The following is a 14,373-nucleotide window of genomic DNA, read 5'->3' on the forward strand; positions in this document are numbered from 1 at the left end:
GCCGCCGCTGCCCACGATCGCCACGGCCGGTGTGACCAGTCGCATCAGTGCGGGCAGGACGAATGCGACACTGCACAGCAGCACGATGGCGACCAGCATGCGCTGGGCTTCCTCCGCTTCGGGCAGACCACCGGCGGGGGTCATCTCGTCGACGTGACCCGCGGTGGTGAAAGCGATCATGTACACGATCGCGGCCACGGGTTTCCACAGCATGAAGGCGATGATCCAGCCGACCAGTTTCTGATACGACTGTTTACCCGTATTCATTCCGGACGCCGCGGCCGCCAGCGGCAACACACCGGCCGCAATCACCAGCAACCCTTGGCGCACGATGGCGAGGACGATCTGGGCCAGTGCCCCGAGTAGGCCGACGATGGCGATGATCAGCACCAAGCCGGGTGAGAAAGCCTGCAACTTACTGGTTTTCACCATGAGCTCTGCCATGTTGCGGGCGTTGCCGTCGGTCGAATCCTGGATTATCCACTCGGCGAACCGGTCCGAGGCCACGGTACCGGCGACGATGACCGCACCGAGCATCCAGGAACTGAACACCACCCTGGTGAACATCCGGAACGATTCGGCCGCCTCGTTCATGGCGGCGCCGCGCCTGGCTTCGGCCAGGCGTAGACCGGTGATGATGATCGAGGCGATCAACAGCAGTATCTGCACTTGATAGGTGTAGTCGTTGATCTTGGTGAACAACGTGCCCGAATCGCTGGCCACCTCGTTGGGAACCTTCATCCAGAAGGTCAGCGCCAGGATGATCGCCTCACCGAGGCCGTTCATCAGCGAATCGACCACCTTGCCGAAGGTGGAATCCCACGCTTTGTCCTTGACCGCGGTCGCGGCCTCGCCGGGATGGGCTGCCGCGTTACCTGCCTTGCAGACCGCCGCCGCGGCATCGCCCAGCGATATCCCCGGAATACCGAGATCGTCGAGCGCCTCGTGGATCTCGTTGCAGGTCTGGTCCCAGCCGTAGGGCTGACTGTTGGCCACGGCCGGCGTCGTGACCATCACGGTGAAGATCACCGCGAAGATGGTGACGAATCGTCTGGCCAGCGATACCCGCCGGGAAACGGCCGGGTCGGGGCGCCGATCGTCGGAGCCGCTGTCCTCGCGCACTACCTGAGCTTCCACTTTCCGTCCCAACAACGGAATCACCATCGAGTCCACCCCTCCAGCGATTCGACATACTCGGTCTGTGTGTTAGGCGAGGTGGTGGGCTTCAACCGCCAATCACCCGCATCCCACACCATGATCAGTCGCATGGTCACCCACACCGGTTTCCCGTCCAGCGCCGGAGCGCGCAGCGCCAGCCGCACTATCGCCATATCGTCGGCGTAGTCGTCGATCTTGAACGCATCGGAGGCCACCAGATACCGGGTGACCGATTCGGGCTGCTGCTCGGGCAGCGCATCCGCTTCCAGGGCCTTGTCATAGGCCGCGATCTGCTGTGCCGAAACCCGCACCTGCCGCACGTACAGGTCACGGTGGGCGGGCCGGGCATTGAGCCGATAGGTGATCTGCGCGGCAGCCAGCGCGGCACCCTGCGGTGTATGCGAATATCCCACTGCCAGACCGTCTTCGATCCGCTGCGGGCCATCGGAGGTGGAGAACGGTACCGAGGCGCCGTACACCCGCTGCCAGCCGCGTGGCGCGGTCGTCCCCGACGGGGCCGCGGTGAGCCAGTCCGGATCGGAGGGATTGCGCTGCGGCGACGGATCCTGCGGCAACACCTGCCCCGCGGGATTGTTCGGAATATCTACCCGCCGGTTGAAAACGTCTATCTCCGGATCGGCGAAGCCTTCACCCACCGCCGGAGCGGGTGCGGGTCCTGCCACGGGTTCGTCGTCCCGTCCGGTCCACATGACGACACCCACGATCACGATCAGTGCCAGCACCGCCGCGGACGCCACGACACCGAAGGAGACTCGGTCACGCTGATAGGTCTCCTTCCCGCTCACTTCGGTGCCTCCACTTTCACTGCGTCACTCGGTATTTCGTCAACGGGTTCGATGGGTCGCTCGGTCGATTCCGGATCCGGCAGTCGTAACCGCCAATCGTGGGCGAACCACTCCACCGTCGTATGATTCACGGCTTTCGAACTGTCCGAATACTCGCTGTACACGTCCACCGCCGCCCGCTGATCGGTGTACTCGGTGATCCGGTATCCGAGCAGCCGGGGCGCGTACACCGGATCCGCGGGCCCGCTGATGGACACCTGCACCCGGTTCACCGCCCACTCGTCCTTTGCCGGTCCCGGAACCACTTCCCGGGCAGCGATATTCGACCATTGACTGTCATCGGCCACCGACAGTCGCACGGTATGCACCATCGCCGCAACCCCCGCGCCTGTCGGCGAATGATCGAAACCTGTTGCCGCACCGTCGGTTTCCGCGGTCGGGCCTTGATCGGTATGCGGCAGCGGCACACCCTGGAAAGGCTGCCATGCCACATTCGTCGGCGGCGCGGACAGATCCGGCGGCGCCGCCGCGTCACCTCCCCCGCAGCCGACAGCGCCGGCCAGTAATACCACCGACAACAATCCGGCAGCCCGTAACGCACCGAACCGCGCCGCGGCCGGTGTCTCGGTCGAATTCATCCGCAGGTCGTTCCCCTCGCCTCGCCCCGGCTCATCCGGGCAGGAACGCCAGGGCGATACCGGAAGCGGTACTGGCGACGGCCGCTCCCAGCAGACTCATGAGCACGCCGTGCGAGGCGTCGTTCATCGCCAGATCGCCTTTGAAGGTGAGCCACAGTTTGCCCGCCGAGACGATCAACCACGCCAGACAACCCATGAGGACGAACCACAGCAGCCAGTTCAACAGCTGCATCAACGGTTCCAGCACCTCGGCCGGCATCTGCTTATACGCCAGTACACCGGCCGCCCCGACCAGATCCATCTCTACCTCACGTTCCGATGACGGCGTTCATGATGGTGCCCGCGCTGGTGGCCACCACGCCGCCGATCATCGCGCCCGCCACCATCTTCGGAGACTCCAGGCCGCCGCCGGTCCACTTCTCCCACGCGAATTTACCGCCCGCGTAGACGATGCCGCAGATACCGGACAGCAGCACGAACCAGGTGAGATAGCGGACCAGCTGCAGGATCTTGTCGGAACCGGGCGGCGCCTCCGGGGTCGGATTACCTATCTGCGCCAGTACGGCCGTGTCGTAGACCTGGTGAACCGCCAGAAGTACGGTGCTCATCGGGTGCCTTTCTCGATAGCTGAGGTGCAACATTGGGTCCGCGCGAGCGCGGGGAGCACGGAACAGGAAATGTGCTCGACGGGCATCACGGCATCACTCCTCCACGAATCTCGATCGGCCCCGCGCGGGGGCGGCCTCCGATTCTTCCAGGGCGGCACGAGCGGCCGCGACGATCTCCGACCCGAGTTCCCGGATATCCAGGGGAACTTCGTCGAGCGGGTCGATCCGGCGCCGGCGCTGCGCGGCGACCGCCGCCCCGGGCGTCCACACCGGCAGCTTCTCCGGTTCCACCAGCGTCCATTCCTCGTACCACGGCACCTGCCAGACCTGTCCGGCGAGTGAGGCCACCACATCGCGATACCGGCGGATCTCCGGCGCCATCCGGCCCGGACGGGCCGCCACGGTGATCAGCCCGAGAACTTCGCAGGGGCCGGCCAGCCCGGCGTGATGCTGGCGCAACAGATCATGGGCATGGGTCAGCCCCGCGATGGTTTCCCGGGCGACCAGCACCACGAACGGCGATTCCCGCTCGAAAACACCCGGCCAGCGGCGCCCGGAATCCGCGGCGGGCGCCAGGATATGTGCGAGAGTGCTGGCACCGGCGCCGCCGTGCACACCCAGCAGCCAGACCAGTGGCGCGCGCCCGGCCCCCGGGACGGGCCGGTCCCAGATCGCGGCGCGGCGCGATTCCGCCGGGGGCACCACTCCGGCGGCGGCGGTACGGTCGGGTCGGCGAGGAAGATTCATAGCGGCCGTCATGATGCCACCCCCGCGAGTAACCGCTCGTAGGTCTGCCGGGTCTCGTCGGCCAGGGCGATATGCCGGACCAGCTCACCGCGGGCCAGATGCGGATCGTAGGGCACCTCGACGATATCGCGGACCCACCCGGACAGATGCTCACGCAGATGGTCGGCGACCCGCGAATCGACACCCGGATGCTGATGGGATACCACGATTGTGGTGTCGCCGACGATGCCTCCGCCCATCGGCTCGGACTGATCGCCGTATTCGTCGTCGAGCCATTCGAGCGTCACCCGCAGCCGGTTCGCCGCGTCGACGCGCGCCGGAATGGCCAGCACCAGGGCAATATCCGCATCGTCGAGCAATGGACGCAGCTGGCGGCCGGCGATCGGGCTGCCACCGTCGAAGATCCCGGTGTACCCGGCGTGGTCCACCGCCCGTGCCACGGTGAGATAGCTGGCCCGGCGGCGCAGCGGCGCCGCGTCGCGCCACAGCAGGCCGATTCCCGAGGTCGCGCGCGACATACAGTCTTTGAGCGGCGCCGGTTCGTCGTCCCCGCGGCCGTACAACCACTGCTGCAGGTTGATCGGATGCAGATGCTCGTCGGCTCCGCGCAGGGCCAGATCGCCGCCTGCCGGGGTCGCGTCCACGGCCACCGTGGCGGTTCCGGAAAGCCCCAGTTCGCCCGCGAGTCCGAGCGCGGTGGTGGTCGTTCCGGCGCCACCACAGCCACCGACCACCAGGATCGGCCGGGCCGCGCCCGGGGTGCGGCCACCGTTACCGCGCAGCCGGACCACCGACGCCTTCCGGTTCCCGCCTGTCTCGTCCGCCGCCTCGGAATCCGGTGCGGTCTCGAGCCAGCGGCTCCAATCCTCTCCCATCCTGCACTCTCCTCTATCCGGCCGTTATACCCGTGATGAGGGTGCGGCCGTCGATCGCCGCGGTGGTGACCGTCTGCCTGCTGTAGGTGGCCGGTTCACCACCGGGCCGGTATTCGGTGACCTCGACGGAGTAGCGCCCGTCGGCGACGGTCACGATGCGTACGCAATGCCGGGTTCCGGGTTCGACGCTGTCGATCCCGGCCTGGATGACCTCTCCTGAGGACACCGGGGCATCAGGTGCCACCACAGCGCGCGCGGCGGCACCGGAACGCTCGACGTAGTAGGCATATTGGAAGCGCAGAATCGCGGCGGGACCGGAATCCGTTCCGCCGGGCCCCGCGCCGCGCAGCATCGGACCGTCGTGTTCCTCCGGGCATTGCGCGCTCGCTGCGGTCCCCGCACTGCCGGAGGTGAAGCGCAATCCGGCCCCGTCGTCGGGTCCGGCGGCCCGGGGCGCGCCCGGAGCCAGTAGGTACACCACGACGGCAGTGGCGATGGCGAGGACGACAACAGCGGCGACCAGCACGCCGAACGTTCGGCGGCGGCGGGCCACGGCATCGTCGGGCATATCACGCAACCGGCCGGGATTACGGCCGATACGGGCGGGTTCGGCGAGTTCCTCGTCGGGCCAGGGCAGACGCAACAGGTCACCGTCACGCTCCCCGGCCGGCTCGTCCACCCAGTCGGACCAGCCGCCGGTGAATTCGGTGCGCCGGCCGGAGAGTTCGGCGGGTGCCGGATCCGGCGCGGCCGATGCGCTACCGGCCTCGGCGATGTAGTCGGGATACCTGGCGGGGCCGTCGTCGGCGACGGCCGCGGTGACCTCCGGTTCGGACCGCCCGGCCGGGTGGTCCACGGCGCCGCTGTCCCCCTCGGGTTCCAGCGGGCCGTACCATCGATCGAGTTTTTTGTAGGACTTCAACATTCCCCCATTCCCGTGGCGCCGGGCACGTGATATCGCATCATCGATCCCTCTCGGCGATCAGTTCACGGAGAACGAGTCGTTTTCGGTTATCGGGGGTGTATCGGACCGGTCTGCCGACGGCCGATCCGGGGACGCGCCGCCGGCTCCTGTCCCGAATGGGAATTGTCCCGTACCGGAGGGAGCGGGCGCAGGCGACGCGCCGGGCCCGGTTCCTGAGAATCCGGCCGACGGCGGCGACGCCGCCCCCGGAGCGCTACCGAGCGGCGCCGGGTCGTCGGCAACCGGTTCGCTACCGCTGCCGTAGGCTTTCGCGAGATCCCGCGCGGCAGCGGCGAACCAGTCGGCGATGAACTTCGTGGGCGCTTCGCCGGTAGCCGAAATCGACGCGTTGCCATAGGCCTGATGCCGCTGGATGGTGTCCCAGTACCGCACCCACGTCGTGGTGTCGAGCAGGGCGTGGTTGTCCTGGATATTGTCGACGACGGCGTTGAAAGCCTGGCTCACCAGCCGGATACCGGTGGTCGGCGGGATGAGTTGCGGAATCGCGCCCAGCAGCTTGGTTCCCAGTAGCAGCAGCGCCGCCGGCGGGTTCGCCAGTCCGGCCGTGGCCAGTTCGGCGATCGCCGCGGGGTTCAGCACCGTGCGCACCACGGTGACCACCGCGTTCAGGCCGATCATGCCGACCTTCAGCAGCGCCCGCATCGCGCCCGGAATATCCAGCGGGGTCCGCGGATCGGCGGCATCGGCCAGCCGTTCGGAGATCGACTTCTTCGGCGAGATGTTCAGATTCGCCAGCGAGGTGCCCGAAACGTCCTCGTTGACCACCTTGGTCGCGGTTTTGATGGAGGTGAAGGCGAGCGCCTGGGCCACCGAGGTGAGCGAGGCGATAGGGTCGCCGCCACTGAGCTTGGCCTGCCCGACGATACTGGCCACCGCCTTCAGGATCGGCGCGCCCTCGGGTGCATCGCAGGCGAGATCGCCCGCGGCGCAGAAGCTGGCCACCCGGCCGGTGAGGGTGCCGAAATCCTCGGCGGCGTCCCGGTTCGGGGCGATTCCGCCACCGGCGGCGGGCGCCTGCGGCAGCGCGGCGACCCCGGCGATTTCCGTACCTTCGGTGCCGGGCGCCGGATCCGGGTTCGCCTTTCCCGGAGCGCCGGGAAACAAGGCGGCGCCGGGGGTTCTGGTGGGGTCGCCGATCAGGGCCACCGCCGCGATCTTGTCGTCGGGCAACGGGCCCTGGCCCTGCCCGATCTCCTGGGCGAATACCGAAGCGACATGGGCGCCCTGGGAATAGCCGACGATCGCGAACCGAGTATCGGGGCAGCGCTGCGCCACCGACACCGCCATGGTGCGCAACCGGATCAGCCCGCCGCTCACCGATTCCGAGTAGGGGGTGACGCTACCGCCGTCTATCCCACCGAAACTGGATTCGTACGGCACATAGGCGCGCTGAACCATCTCTTCCTCGGGCGCGGCGGCCATCAGCGGCCGGAACACCGTGGACAGCATGCCGGTATCGGTGGTGGGCGCGGCATCCGGCGACGATTCGCCGGTGCCCTGGATCCCCAAGGCATACATCGCCGGGCAGGTGCTGACCGGCAGTTCGGCCGACGAACCCGACGGACCCGAGAGATCGGGCGGCTGAGCGTATGCGGGAGCGGTGAGGGTCCCTGCTGTCACGGTCGCCACAGCGACGGTGAGTGCGATCAGCATCCCCGAGAAACTTCTGCTTACAGCCATAGCGACCCGCAATCACTCTTACCGCAGTTACCGAGCGCGACGAAACGCAGTAAACGGTAACAGATTCCGGCTATGACCGCTGAGGCGGCGAAGAGTTTACGCGACCCGCCAGCACCACCCGGATACGCCACGGCGCGTTGCGTCCCGAATGTTACAAAATTCCGGCGGGCCCGCAGTGGCTGCCAAGGCCCCGAAACACTCAGGCGGCAGAGGTCACCCGGTAGACGTCGTAGACGCCCTCGACGTTGCGGACAACATTGAGCAAATGGCCCAGATGCTTCGGGTCACCCATCTCGAAGGTGAACTTGCTGATCGCCACCCGGTCGCCGTGCGTGGTCACCGCCGCAGACAGGATGTTCACCTTCTCATCGGCCAGCACCTTGGTGACATCGGAGAGCAACCGCGTACGATCCAGCGCCTCGATCTGGATGGCCACCAGGAAAACCGAATGCGGCGACGGTGCCCACTCCACGTCGATGATGCGTTCCGATTGCTCCTGCAGCGAATCGGCGTTGGTGCAGTCCACCCGGTGCACGCTCACCGAACCCCCGCGGGTCACGAAGCCCAGGATCTCGTCGCCGGGCACGGGAGTACAACATTTCGCCAGCTTGGCCACGGTGCCCTCGGCACCGGGGATCAGCACCCCGGCATCGCCGCTGAGCCGCTGCCGCGGCGGCGTGGTGGACGGGGTGGAGCGTTCGGCGAGTTCGTTCTCCACATCGCCGATTCCGCCGAGCTGTGCCATGAGCCGCTGCACCACGTGATGCGCGGACACCTGATGCTCGCCCACCGCGGTGTAGAGCATCGAGATATCGCCGTAGTGCAGCTCGTGCGCCACGGCGGTCATCGCGTCGACGTTCATCAGCCGCTGCAACGGCAGGCCGACCCGCTTGACCTCTTTGTTGATCTGCTCCTTGCCGTTCTCCAGCGCCTCTTCCCGGCGCTCCTTGGCGAACCACTGGCGAATCTTGGCCTTGGCGCGCGGGGAGACCACGAACTGCTGCCAGTCGCGGCTGGGTCCGGCGTTGGGCGCCTTGGAGGTGAAGACCTCCACGACCTCACCGTTCTCCAGTTGCCGTTCCAGCGCGACCAACCGGCCGTTCACCCGGGCGCCGATACATTTGTGCCCGACCTCGGTATGCACCGCATAGGCGAAATCCACCGGTGTGGACTTCTGCGGCAACGTGATCACATCGCCTTTCGGGGTGAAGACGAAGATCTCCGGGGCCTTGAGGTCGAACCGCAGCGATTCCAGGAACTCGGCCGGGTCCGCGGCCTCGCGCTGCCAGTCGAGCAGCTGCCGCATCCAGGCCATATCGTCGACCTCGGCGGCGTCACCGGAGTGGCGGCCCTTGGTCTCCTTGTAGCGCCAGTGCGCGGCGATCCCGAATTCGGCGGTGCGGTGCATATCGTGGGTGCGGATCTGCACCTCGAGCGGTTTACCGTCCGGGCCCACCACGGTGGTGTGCAGCGACTGGTACACCCCATAGCGGGGCTGGGCGATGTAATCCTTGAAACGGCCGGCCATGGGCTGCCACAGCGAATGCACCACGCCGACGGCGGCGTAGCAGTCACGGACCTCGTCGCACAGGATGCGGATACCCACCAGATCGTGGATATCGTCGAAATCCTTCCCCTTGACGATCATCTTCTGATAGATCGACCAGTAGTGCTTGGGGCGGCCCTCCACCGTGGCGGGTATGCGGGACGCGGCGAGGGTGTTCACGATTTCGGCGCGCACCTTCGCCAGGTAGGTGTCACGTGACGGCGCCCGGTCGGCGACCAGCCGGACGATCTCGTCGTACTTCTTGGGGTGCAAGATCGCGAACGCGAGATCCTCGAGTTCCCATTTGACGGTCGCCATACCCAGCCGATGCGCCAGCGGCGCGATCACCTCGAGGGTTTCGCGGGCCTTCTTGGCTTGTTTTTCCGGCGGCAGGAACCGCATGGTCCGCATATTGTGCAGCCGGTCGGCCACCTTGATCACCAGCACCCGCGGATCACGGGCCATGGCGATGATCATCTTGCGGATGGTCTCGGCCTCCGCGGCCGCGCCCAGGTTGACCTTGTCCAGCTTGGTGACGCCGTCGACGAGGTGGGCGACCTCGGTACCGAATTCCGCGGTGAGCTGCTCCAGCGTGTACCCGGTGTCCTCGACGGTGTCGTGCAGCAGTGCCGCCACCAGGGTGGTGGTATCCATCCCCAGTTCGGCGAGGATATTCGCGACGGCCAGCGGATGGGTGATGTACGGGTCGCCGGACTTACGGAACTGGGTGGCGTGGCGTTCGTCGGCGACATCGAAGGCGCGCTGCAACTGAGTGAGATTCGCCTTCGGATACAGCTCCCGATGCACCGTGGCCAGGGGTTCGAGCACCGGTTTGACCGCGGGAATACCGCGCTGGCCGGTCATCCGCCGGGCCAGCCGGGCGCGCACCCGCCGGGAAGCCGAACTGGGAACCGCACCGGACTGCCTGGCGGGCTCGGCTTCGGCACCGGAACGCGCTCCGGCAGGGGAGGCGGCGGCCCCGGCACCGTTGGACTGCGATCCCGATGTCTGCTCGACATTCGCCTCGCCCAGATGCTGAGTCATGCCACCACCTCTCCGTGCCGCGGCGTAGCACCGCAACGCTTCAGACCACCAACTTTAGACCCCGCAGCAGTACGGGAGACCCCAGAGCAACACCATCGACACCTATCGATACGCGGACCCACCCGATACAACACCGTATTCGACCTCGTCCTTCCCACTACGCGTGGGTTCGGGTTCTTCACCCGAGCCCGTCCGGGGTCAGTTCGACCCACCTGGTGATACCGATATCGGCCAGGAACCGCCGATCGTGACCGACCACGAGCAGCGCGCCCTGGAAGGCGGCCAGGGCCTGGGTGAGATGCCGCAGACTCACCAGGTCCAGGTTATTGGTCGGCTCGTCGAGAATCAGCAGTTTGGGCGCCGGATCCGCGAGCAACAGCATCGCCAGCGCGGCCCGTAACCGCTCACCACCGGACAGCGCGGCGGCGGGCATATCGGCGGCAGCACCGCGGAACAGGAAGCGGGCGAGCTGGGCGCGGATCCGCTCCGGTTCGGCGTGCGGAGCGCCGGCGGCGACATTGTCGAAGACACTGCGGCGTTCGTCGAAGAGATCCAGCCGCTGCGGCAGCATCCGCCACGGCACGCGCGGCGGCTCGGCGGTGAGCCGCCGCAGCAGAGTGGTTTTCCCGGCCCCGTTGCGGCCGGTGATCGCCACTCGCTCCGGACCGTCGACCGCCAGCGAGACCACCGGGCCGTTGGCCAGCCGCACCGCCTCCAGCGCGACCACATGCTGACCTGGATACAACCGCGTATCCGGCAGTTCGACCCGGATCTCGCGATCGTCGCGTAACGATTCCTCGGCCTGCTCGAGCCGGTCCTTCGCCTCGTGGACCTTCTCGATATGGCTGTTGCGCAGTTTGCCCGCCGATACTTCGGCCTGCCGTTTACGCTGACCCATCACGATCTTCGGTTCGCGCTTGTTCTCGTACATTTTCTGCCCGTACCGCTGCCGCCGGTCGAGTTTGATCCGGGCCTCCACCAGCTCCCGCGACTGTTTGCGCATATCGCTGCGCGCGTCGCGGATCGCCGCCCGGGCGGCCTCCTGTTCCTGTTCGACGATGTGTTCGTAGTCGCTGTAGTTACCGCCGAACAACCGCAACCGGCCACCCCGTAGTTCAGCGATGGCGCCCATCCGCTCCAGCAGCTCCCGGTCGTGGCTGACCAGCAGCACAGTGCCGGTGAACTGGTCGACAACGTCGTAGAGCCGGGCGCGGGCCGCCGAATCGAGATTGTTGGTGGGTTCGTCGAGCAGCAGGACCTGCGGTTCCCGGAGCAGTTCGGCCACCAGGCCGAGCAGCACGGTTTCGCCGCCGGAGAGAGTTTCCAGCCGGCGATCCAGCTGTGCGACCGAACCCGCGAGGTAGTCCAGCCCGAGCCGCCCGAACAGGGCCACCGCGCGTTCCTCGATATCCCACCGGTTGCCGACGAGATCGAAATCGGCCTCGCCACCGGAACCGGATTCGATGCGGTGCAGAGATTTTCGCGTGTCGGCAATCCCGAGCACGGTATCGACCCGCTGCCCCACGGCCAGGCCGAGGTCCTGCCGGAGATAGCCGAGCCCACCGGTTACGGTGATCGACCCACGCACCGGCCGCAGTTCACCGGCCAGTAAACGCAAGAGAGTGGATTTCCCGGCCCCGTTGGACCCGACGAGCCCGAGGTGGCCCGGCCCGAGCACCGCATCGAGCCCGTCGAACACCGGAGTTCCATCCGGCCAGGAAAAACAGAGATCGGAAAGAGAAATATCGGCCACAACTGCCCCTGAGGAATCGATACGGACGCGGCGCGCAGAAATGCGGGCCGCACGAGCGACTACCTCATGAGAGCAACGGCAACTCCGATCCCCGGGAACAAGACCTCGCCGAGGTTACACCCGTGCCCGAGGCGATGCCAGCATTATTCGACGGGGATCACAGGGGGCCGGTGACGAATGCTCTCAGACGGTGACGATCGAGGTGACCGGATAATCGCCCTGACGGGCACGTCCGCCCAGCCCCTCGAGCTCCAGCACGACCGCCGCGGCCACGACATGGGCGCCGGCGCTGGTGAACAGATCCGCGGCCGCCGCCAGAGTGCCGCCGGTGGCCAGCACATCGTCGAGTAGCAGCACCCGGCGGCCGGCGAGCTCGACACCCGTGGCCGGGACTTCCAGTGCGGCCGTCCCGTACTCCAACCGGTATTCCCGGGTGATCACCGGAGGCGGTAGTTTGCCGCGTTTGCGCACAGCGAGCACCCCGGTACCCAGCGTGGTCGCGACCCCGGCGCCGAGCAGGAACCCGCGGGCATCCACCCCGGCGACCAGATCCGCGTCCGGAACCAGCGCGGCCAGGCAATCGACAACGGACCGGAACCCGTCGGGGTCGGCGAAGACCGGGGTGAGGTCGGCAAAGCGGACCCCGGGCTCCGGGAAATCATCGGCCCAGCGAGTGAGGCGCCGGACGAGCTCGGCGGCCTGTCCGTGGCGTTCGCCGGTTTCCTCGGCGGGGCCGGCCGCCACGTGCTTACTCATCGGAATACCTCTCTCATCGGCCACACTCGGTATCAACGCTGCAGGACCCACTGGTCCATATTCCAGCCCGATCCGGCCCGAGTGGGGCCCGCGATACCGTTGTCCAGGCCACCGGAGAACGCGATCGTGCGCGGGGTCGCGAACAGCGGGACGCTGGGCAGCTGTGCCCACAGCAGGTTCTCGGCCTCGGTGAGCAGGTTCAGCTGCGTGGTCGAGTTGTCGTCGGCGGCGAGCTGGTCGGTGATCGAATCGAAGCGGCCGTTGCGGAACTGCCCGATATTGAGTCCGCTGCCGCTGCGCAGCCCGCTGATCGCGGCGATACCGTCGAGCGAACCCGCCGGTCCCTGCGCTCCCCCGGGCCCGCCGAGCACCGCGTCCACCGCACCCTCACGCAACCGGGCCGGCGTGAAATCCGGCGTGCTCGCGTCTTCTACGGTGATACCGGCCGCTTTGCACGCATCGGCGATCATCGACACCGTCTGCGACCGGCGGGCATCGGGGGCGAGATAGCCGATCCGGACGACCATCCCGTCCTTACCGGCGTCGGCCAGCGCCGCCTGGGCACCTTCGACATCACCGGCCGCGAACGGTCCGGCGGCGCCGGTCGCCGCCGGGTAGTACAGCGAATCCTGCTGCAGCGTCCGCGAATTCGAGGGCCCGGAGCCCAGTCCGGCCTCCGGCGCGTCGGTGACCCGGCCGAGTTGGTCGAACAGCGCCTGGCGGGGCACGCAGAGAGAGAAAGCGCGCCGCGCGGCGGTCGATTCGAACACCCCGCCGGTGTTGAGTACGAGTTGTTCGATTCCGCGGCTGGGCAATTGCGAAACGGTGTAGGCATCCAGGTTCACCTCGGGCAGCGATCCGGCGCCGATATCCACCACGGCCGCCGAACCGTCCTCGATCCGGGCGGCGAGATCGGCCGGTTTGGGGTACACGACGATCCGGCCGGTGGCCGGCGCCTGTCCCCACCAGCGTTCGTTGGCGACCAGGACGAGGCCGTCCTCGAGGCCGTACGATTCGATTCGGTACGGCCCGGAGGCGGGGAAACGAGTGATATCCAGATCACCCGGCTCCAGGTTCCAGCCGGTATTCCAGAACTGCGCCAGCCGGTCCAGCGCGGGCCGGTCGTCGTTCTGGACGGCGGCGACGATATCGGGAACATCCGCCGCCTCGGCCGCCACATGGGCGGGCATCAATTCGCCGGCACCGAACAGTGTGCGCCACGGCAGATAGTGCTTTCCGGGCCGGAACACCACGGTGCCGTCCTTGGACCCCGGCTGGCATTCCACCCGCTCGATATCCTCGTAACCGGCCGTGCTCGCCGATTCGAACCCCGGGAACCGGCCGCTGCGGGCCGCCCAGGTGAAGACGAGATCGTCACAGGATGTGGGCACGCCGTCGGAATAGACGCCCCGCGGATTGAGCCGATACTGGATCGTCTGTGCCTCACCGGGCACTTCTTTGGCGGTCCCGGTATCGGTATCGGCGACCGGCTGACCGTCGGGCCCGGTGTAGAAGAACCCGGTCAGCACCCGGCCGAAGACGGCCTGAGCCGAAGCTGCCCCTGCCGCCGTACCACCGTTGTAACTGGTGACCGCGGTATCGACGGCGTATCCGATCGAGGGCACCTGGTCCTCACCGGAACAACCCGCCGCCAGCCCGGCGGCCGCGGTGGTCGCCGCGAGCAGCGCGATCGTCCGGCGCAGATATGGCAGTCGCATCGATCCGTACCCCTCGTATGTCAGTGCCGCCTCTGTCGTTTACCCGTGGGACGCGCGCC

At 67.3% G+C, this 14,373-nt stretch carries 13 protein-coding genes; all 13 read right to left on the minus strand.

Annotation, left to right across the window (positions count from 1 at the left end; all coding sequences use genetic code 11):
• Positions 1-1,164, minus strand: a 1,164-nt coding sequence (locus ON22_RS16070) for a hypothetical protein (protein WP_255218536.1), incomplete at its 3' end; no start/stop codon positions are given.
• The gene (locus ON22_RS16075) at positions 1,158-1,964 is read right to left on the minus strand and encodes a DUF8175 domain-containg protein (RefSeq protein ID WP_033241576.1); all 807 of its coding nucleotides are present in this window, start codon (positions 1,962-1,964) and stop codon (positions 1,158-1,160) included. The genes ON22_RS16075 and ON22_RS16070, both read right to left, overlap by 7 nt.
• Positions 1,961-2,602, minus strand: a complete 642-nt coding sequence (locus ON22_RS16080) for a DUF8175 domain-containg protein (RefSeq protein WP_231507933.1) — start codon at positions 2,600-2,602, stop codon at positions 1,961-1,963. The genes ON22_RS16075 and ON22_RS16080 overlap by 4 nt, the downstream gene beginning before the upstream one ends.
• 31 nt (positions 2,603-2,633) lie before the next feature.
• The gene (locus ON22_RS16085) at positions 2,634-2,903 is read right to left on the minus strand and encodes a hypothetical protein (RefSeq protein ID WP_033241575.1); all 270 of its coding nucleotides are present in this window, start codon (positions 2,901-2,903) and stop codon (positions 2,634-2,636) included.
• Between the two features lie 7 nt (positions 2,904-2,910).
• Positions 2,911-3,210 carry a hypothetical protein gene (locus ON22_RS16090; protein WP_033241574.1) on the minus strand — a complete coding sequence of 100 codons (300 nt, stop codon included), beginning with the start codon at positions 3,208-3,210 and terminating at the stop codon, positions 2,911-2,913.
• 93 nt (positions 3,211-3,303) lie between these two features.
• Positions 3,304-3,957, minus strand: a complete 654-nt coding sequence (locus ON22_RS16095; protein ID WP_033241573.1) for a DUF6668 family protein — start codon at positions 3,955-3,957, stop codon at positions 3,304-3,306.
• Between the two features lie 8 nt (positions 3,958-3,965).
• The gene (locus ON22_RS16100; RefSeq protein WP_033241572.1) at positions 3,966-4,832 is read right to left on the minus strand and encodes a MinD/ParA family ATP-binding protein; all 867 of its coding nucleotides are present in this window, start codon (positions 4,830-4,832) and stop codon (positions 3,966-3,968) included.
• Positions 4,833-4,845: 13 nt separating this feature from the next.
• Positions 4,846-5,757 (minus strand): DUF8176 domain-containing protein, encoded by a 912-nt coding sequence (locus ON22_RS16105; RefSeq protein ID WP_033241571.1) that lies wholly within the window; start codon positions 5,755-5,757, stop codon positions 4,846-4,848.
• Positions 5,758-5,814: 57 nt separating this feature from the next.
• Positions 5,815-7,470: a cutinase family protein gene (locus ON22_RS16110; protein ID WP_033241570.1), complete on the minus strand. Its 1,656-nt coding sequence runs from the start codon at positions 7,468-7,470 to the stop codon at positions 5,815-5,817.
• Between the two features lie 226 nt (positions 7,471-7,696).
• Positions 7,697-10,087 carry a RelA/SpoT family protein gene (locus tag ON22_RS16115; protein ID WP_033241569.1) on the minus strand — a complete coding sequence of 797 codons (2,391 nt, stop codon included), beginning with the start codon at positions 10,085-10,087 and terminating at the stop codon, positions 7,697-7,699.
• Positions 10,088-10,265: 178 nt separating this feature from the next.
• Entirely contained in the window at positions 10,266-11,840 is a 1,575-nt protein-coding gene (locus ON22_RS16120; RefSeq protein WP_033241568.1) for an ATP-binding cassette domain-containing protein, read from the minus strand.
• Positions 11,841-12,023: 183 nt separating this feature from the next.
• The gene (locus ON22_RS16125; RefSeq protein WP_033241567.1) at positions 12,024-12,596 is read right to left on the minus strand and encodes an adenine phosphoribosyltransferase; all 573 of its coding nucleotides are present in this window, start codon (positions 12,594-12,596) and stop codon (positions 12,024-12,026) included.
• A 32-nt stretch (positions 12,597-12,628) separates the two neighbouring features.
• Complete coding sequence (locus ON22_RS16130; RefSeq protein ID WP_051157695.1) at positions 12,629-14,314, minus strand: ABC transporter substrate-binding protein; 1,686 nt, start codon at positions 14,312-14,314, stop codon at positions 12,629-12,631.
• Positions 14,315-14,373: the final 59 nt, after the last annotated feature.

This window comes from Nocardia carnea NBRC 14403, assembly GCF_000308515.1.
In the GTDB taxonomy this organism is placed as follows: Bacteria; Actinomycetota; Actinomycetes; order Mycobacteriales; family Mycobacteriaceae; genus Nocardia; species Nocardia carnea.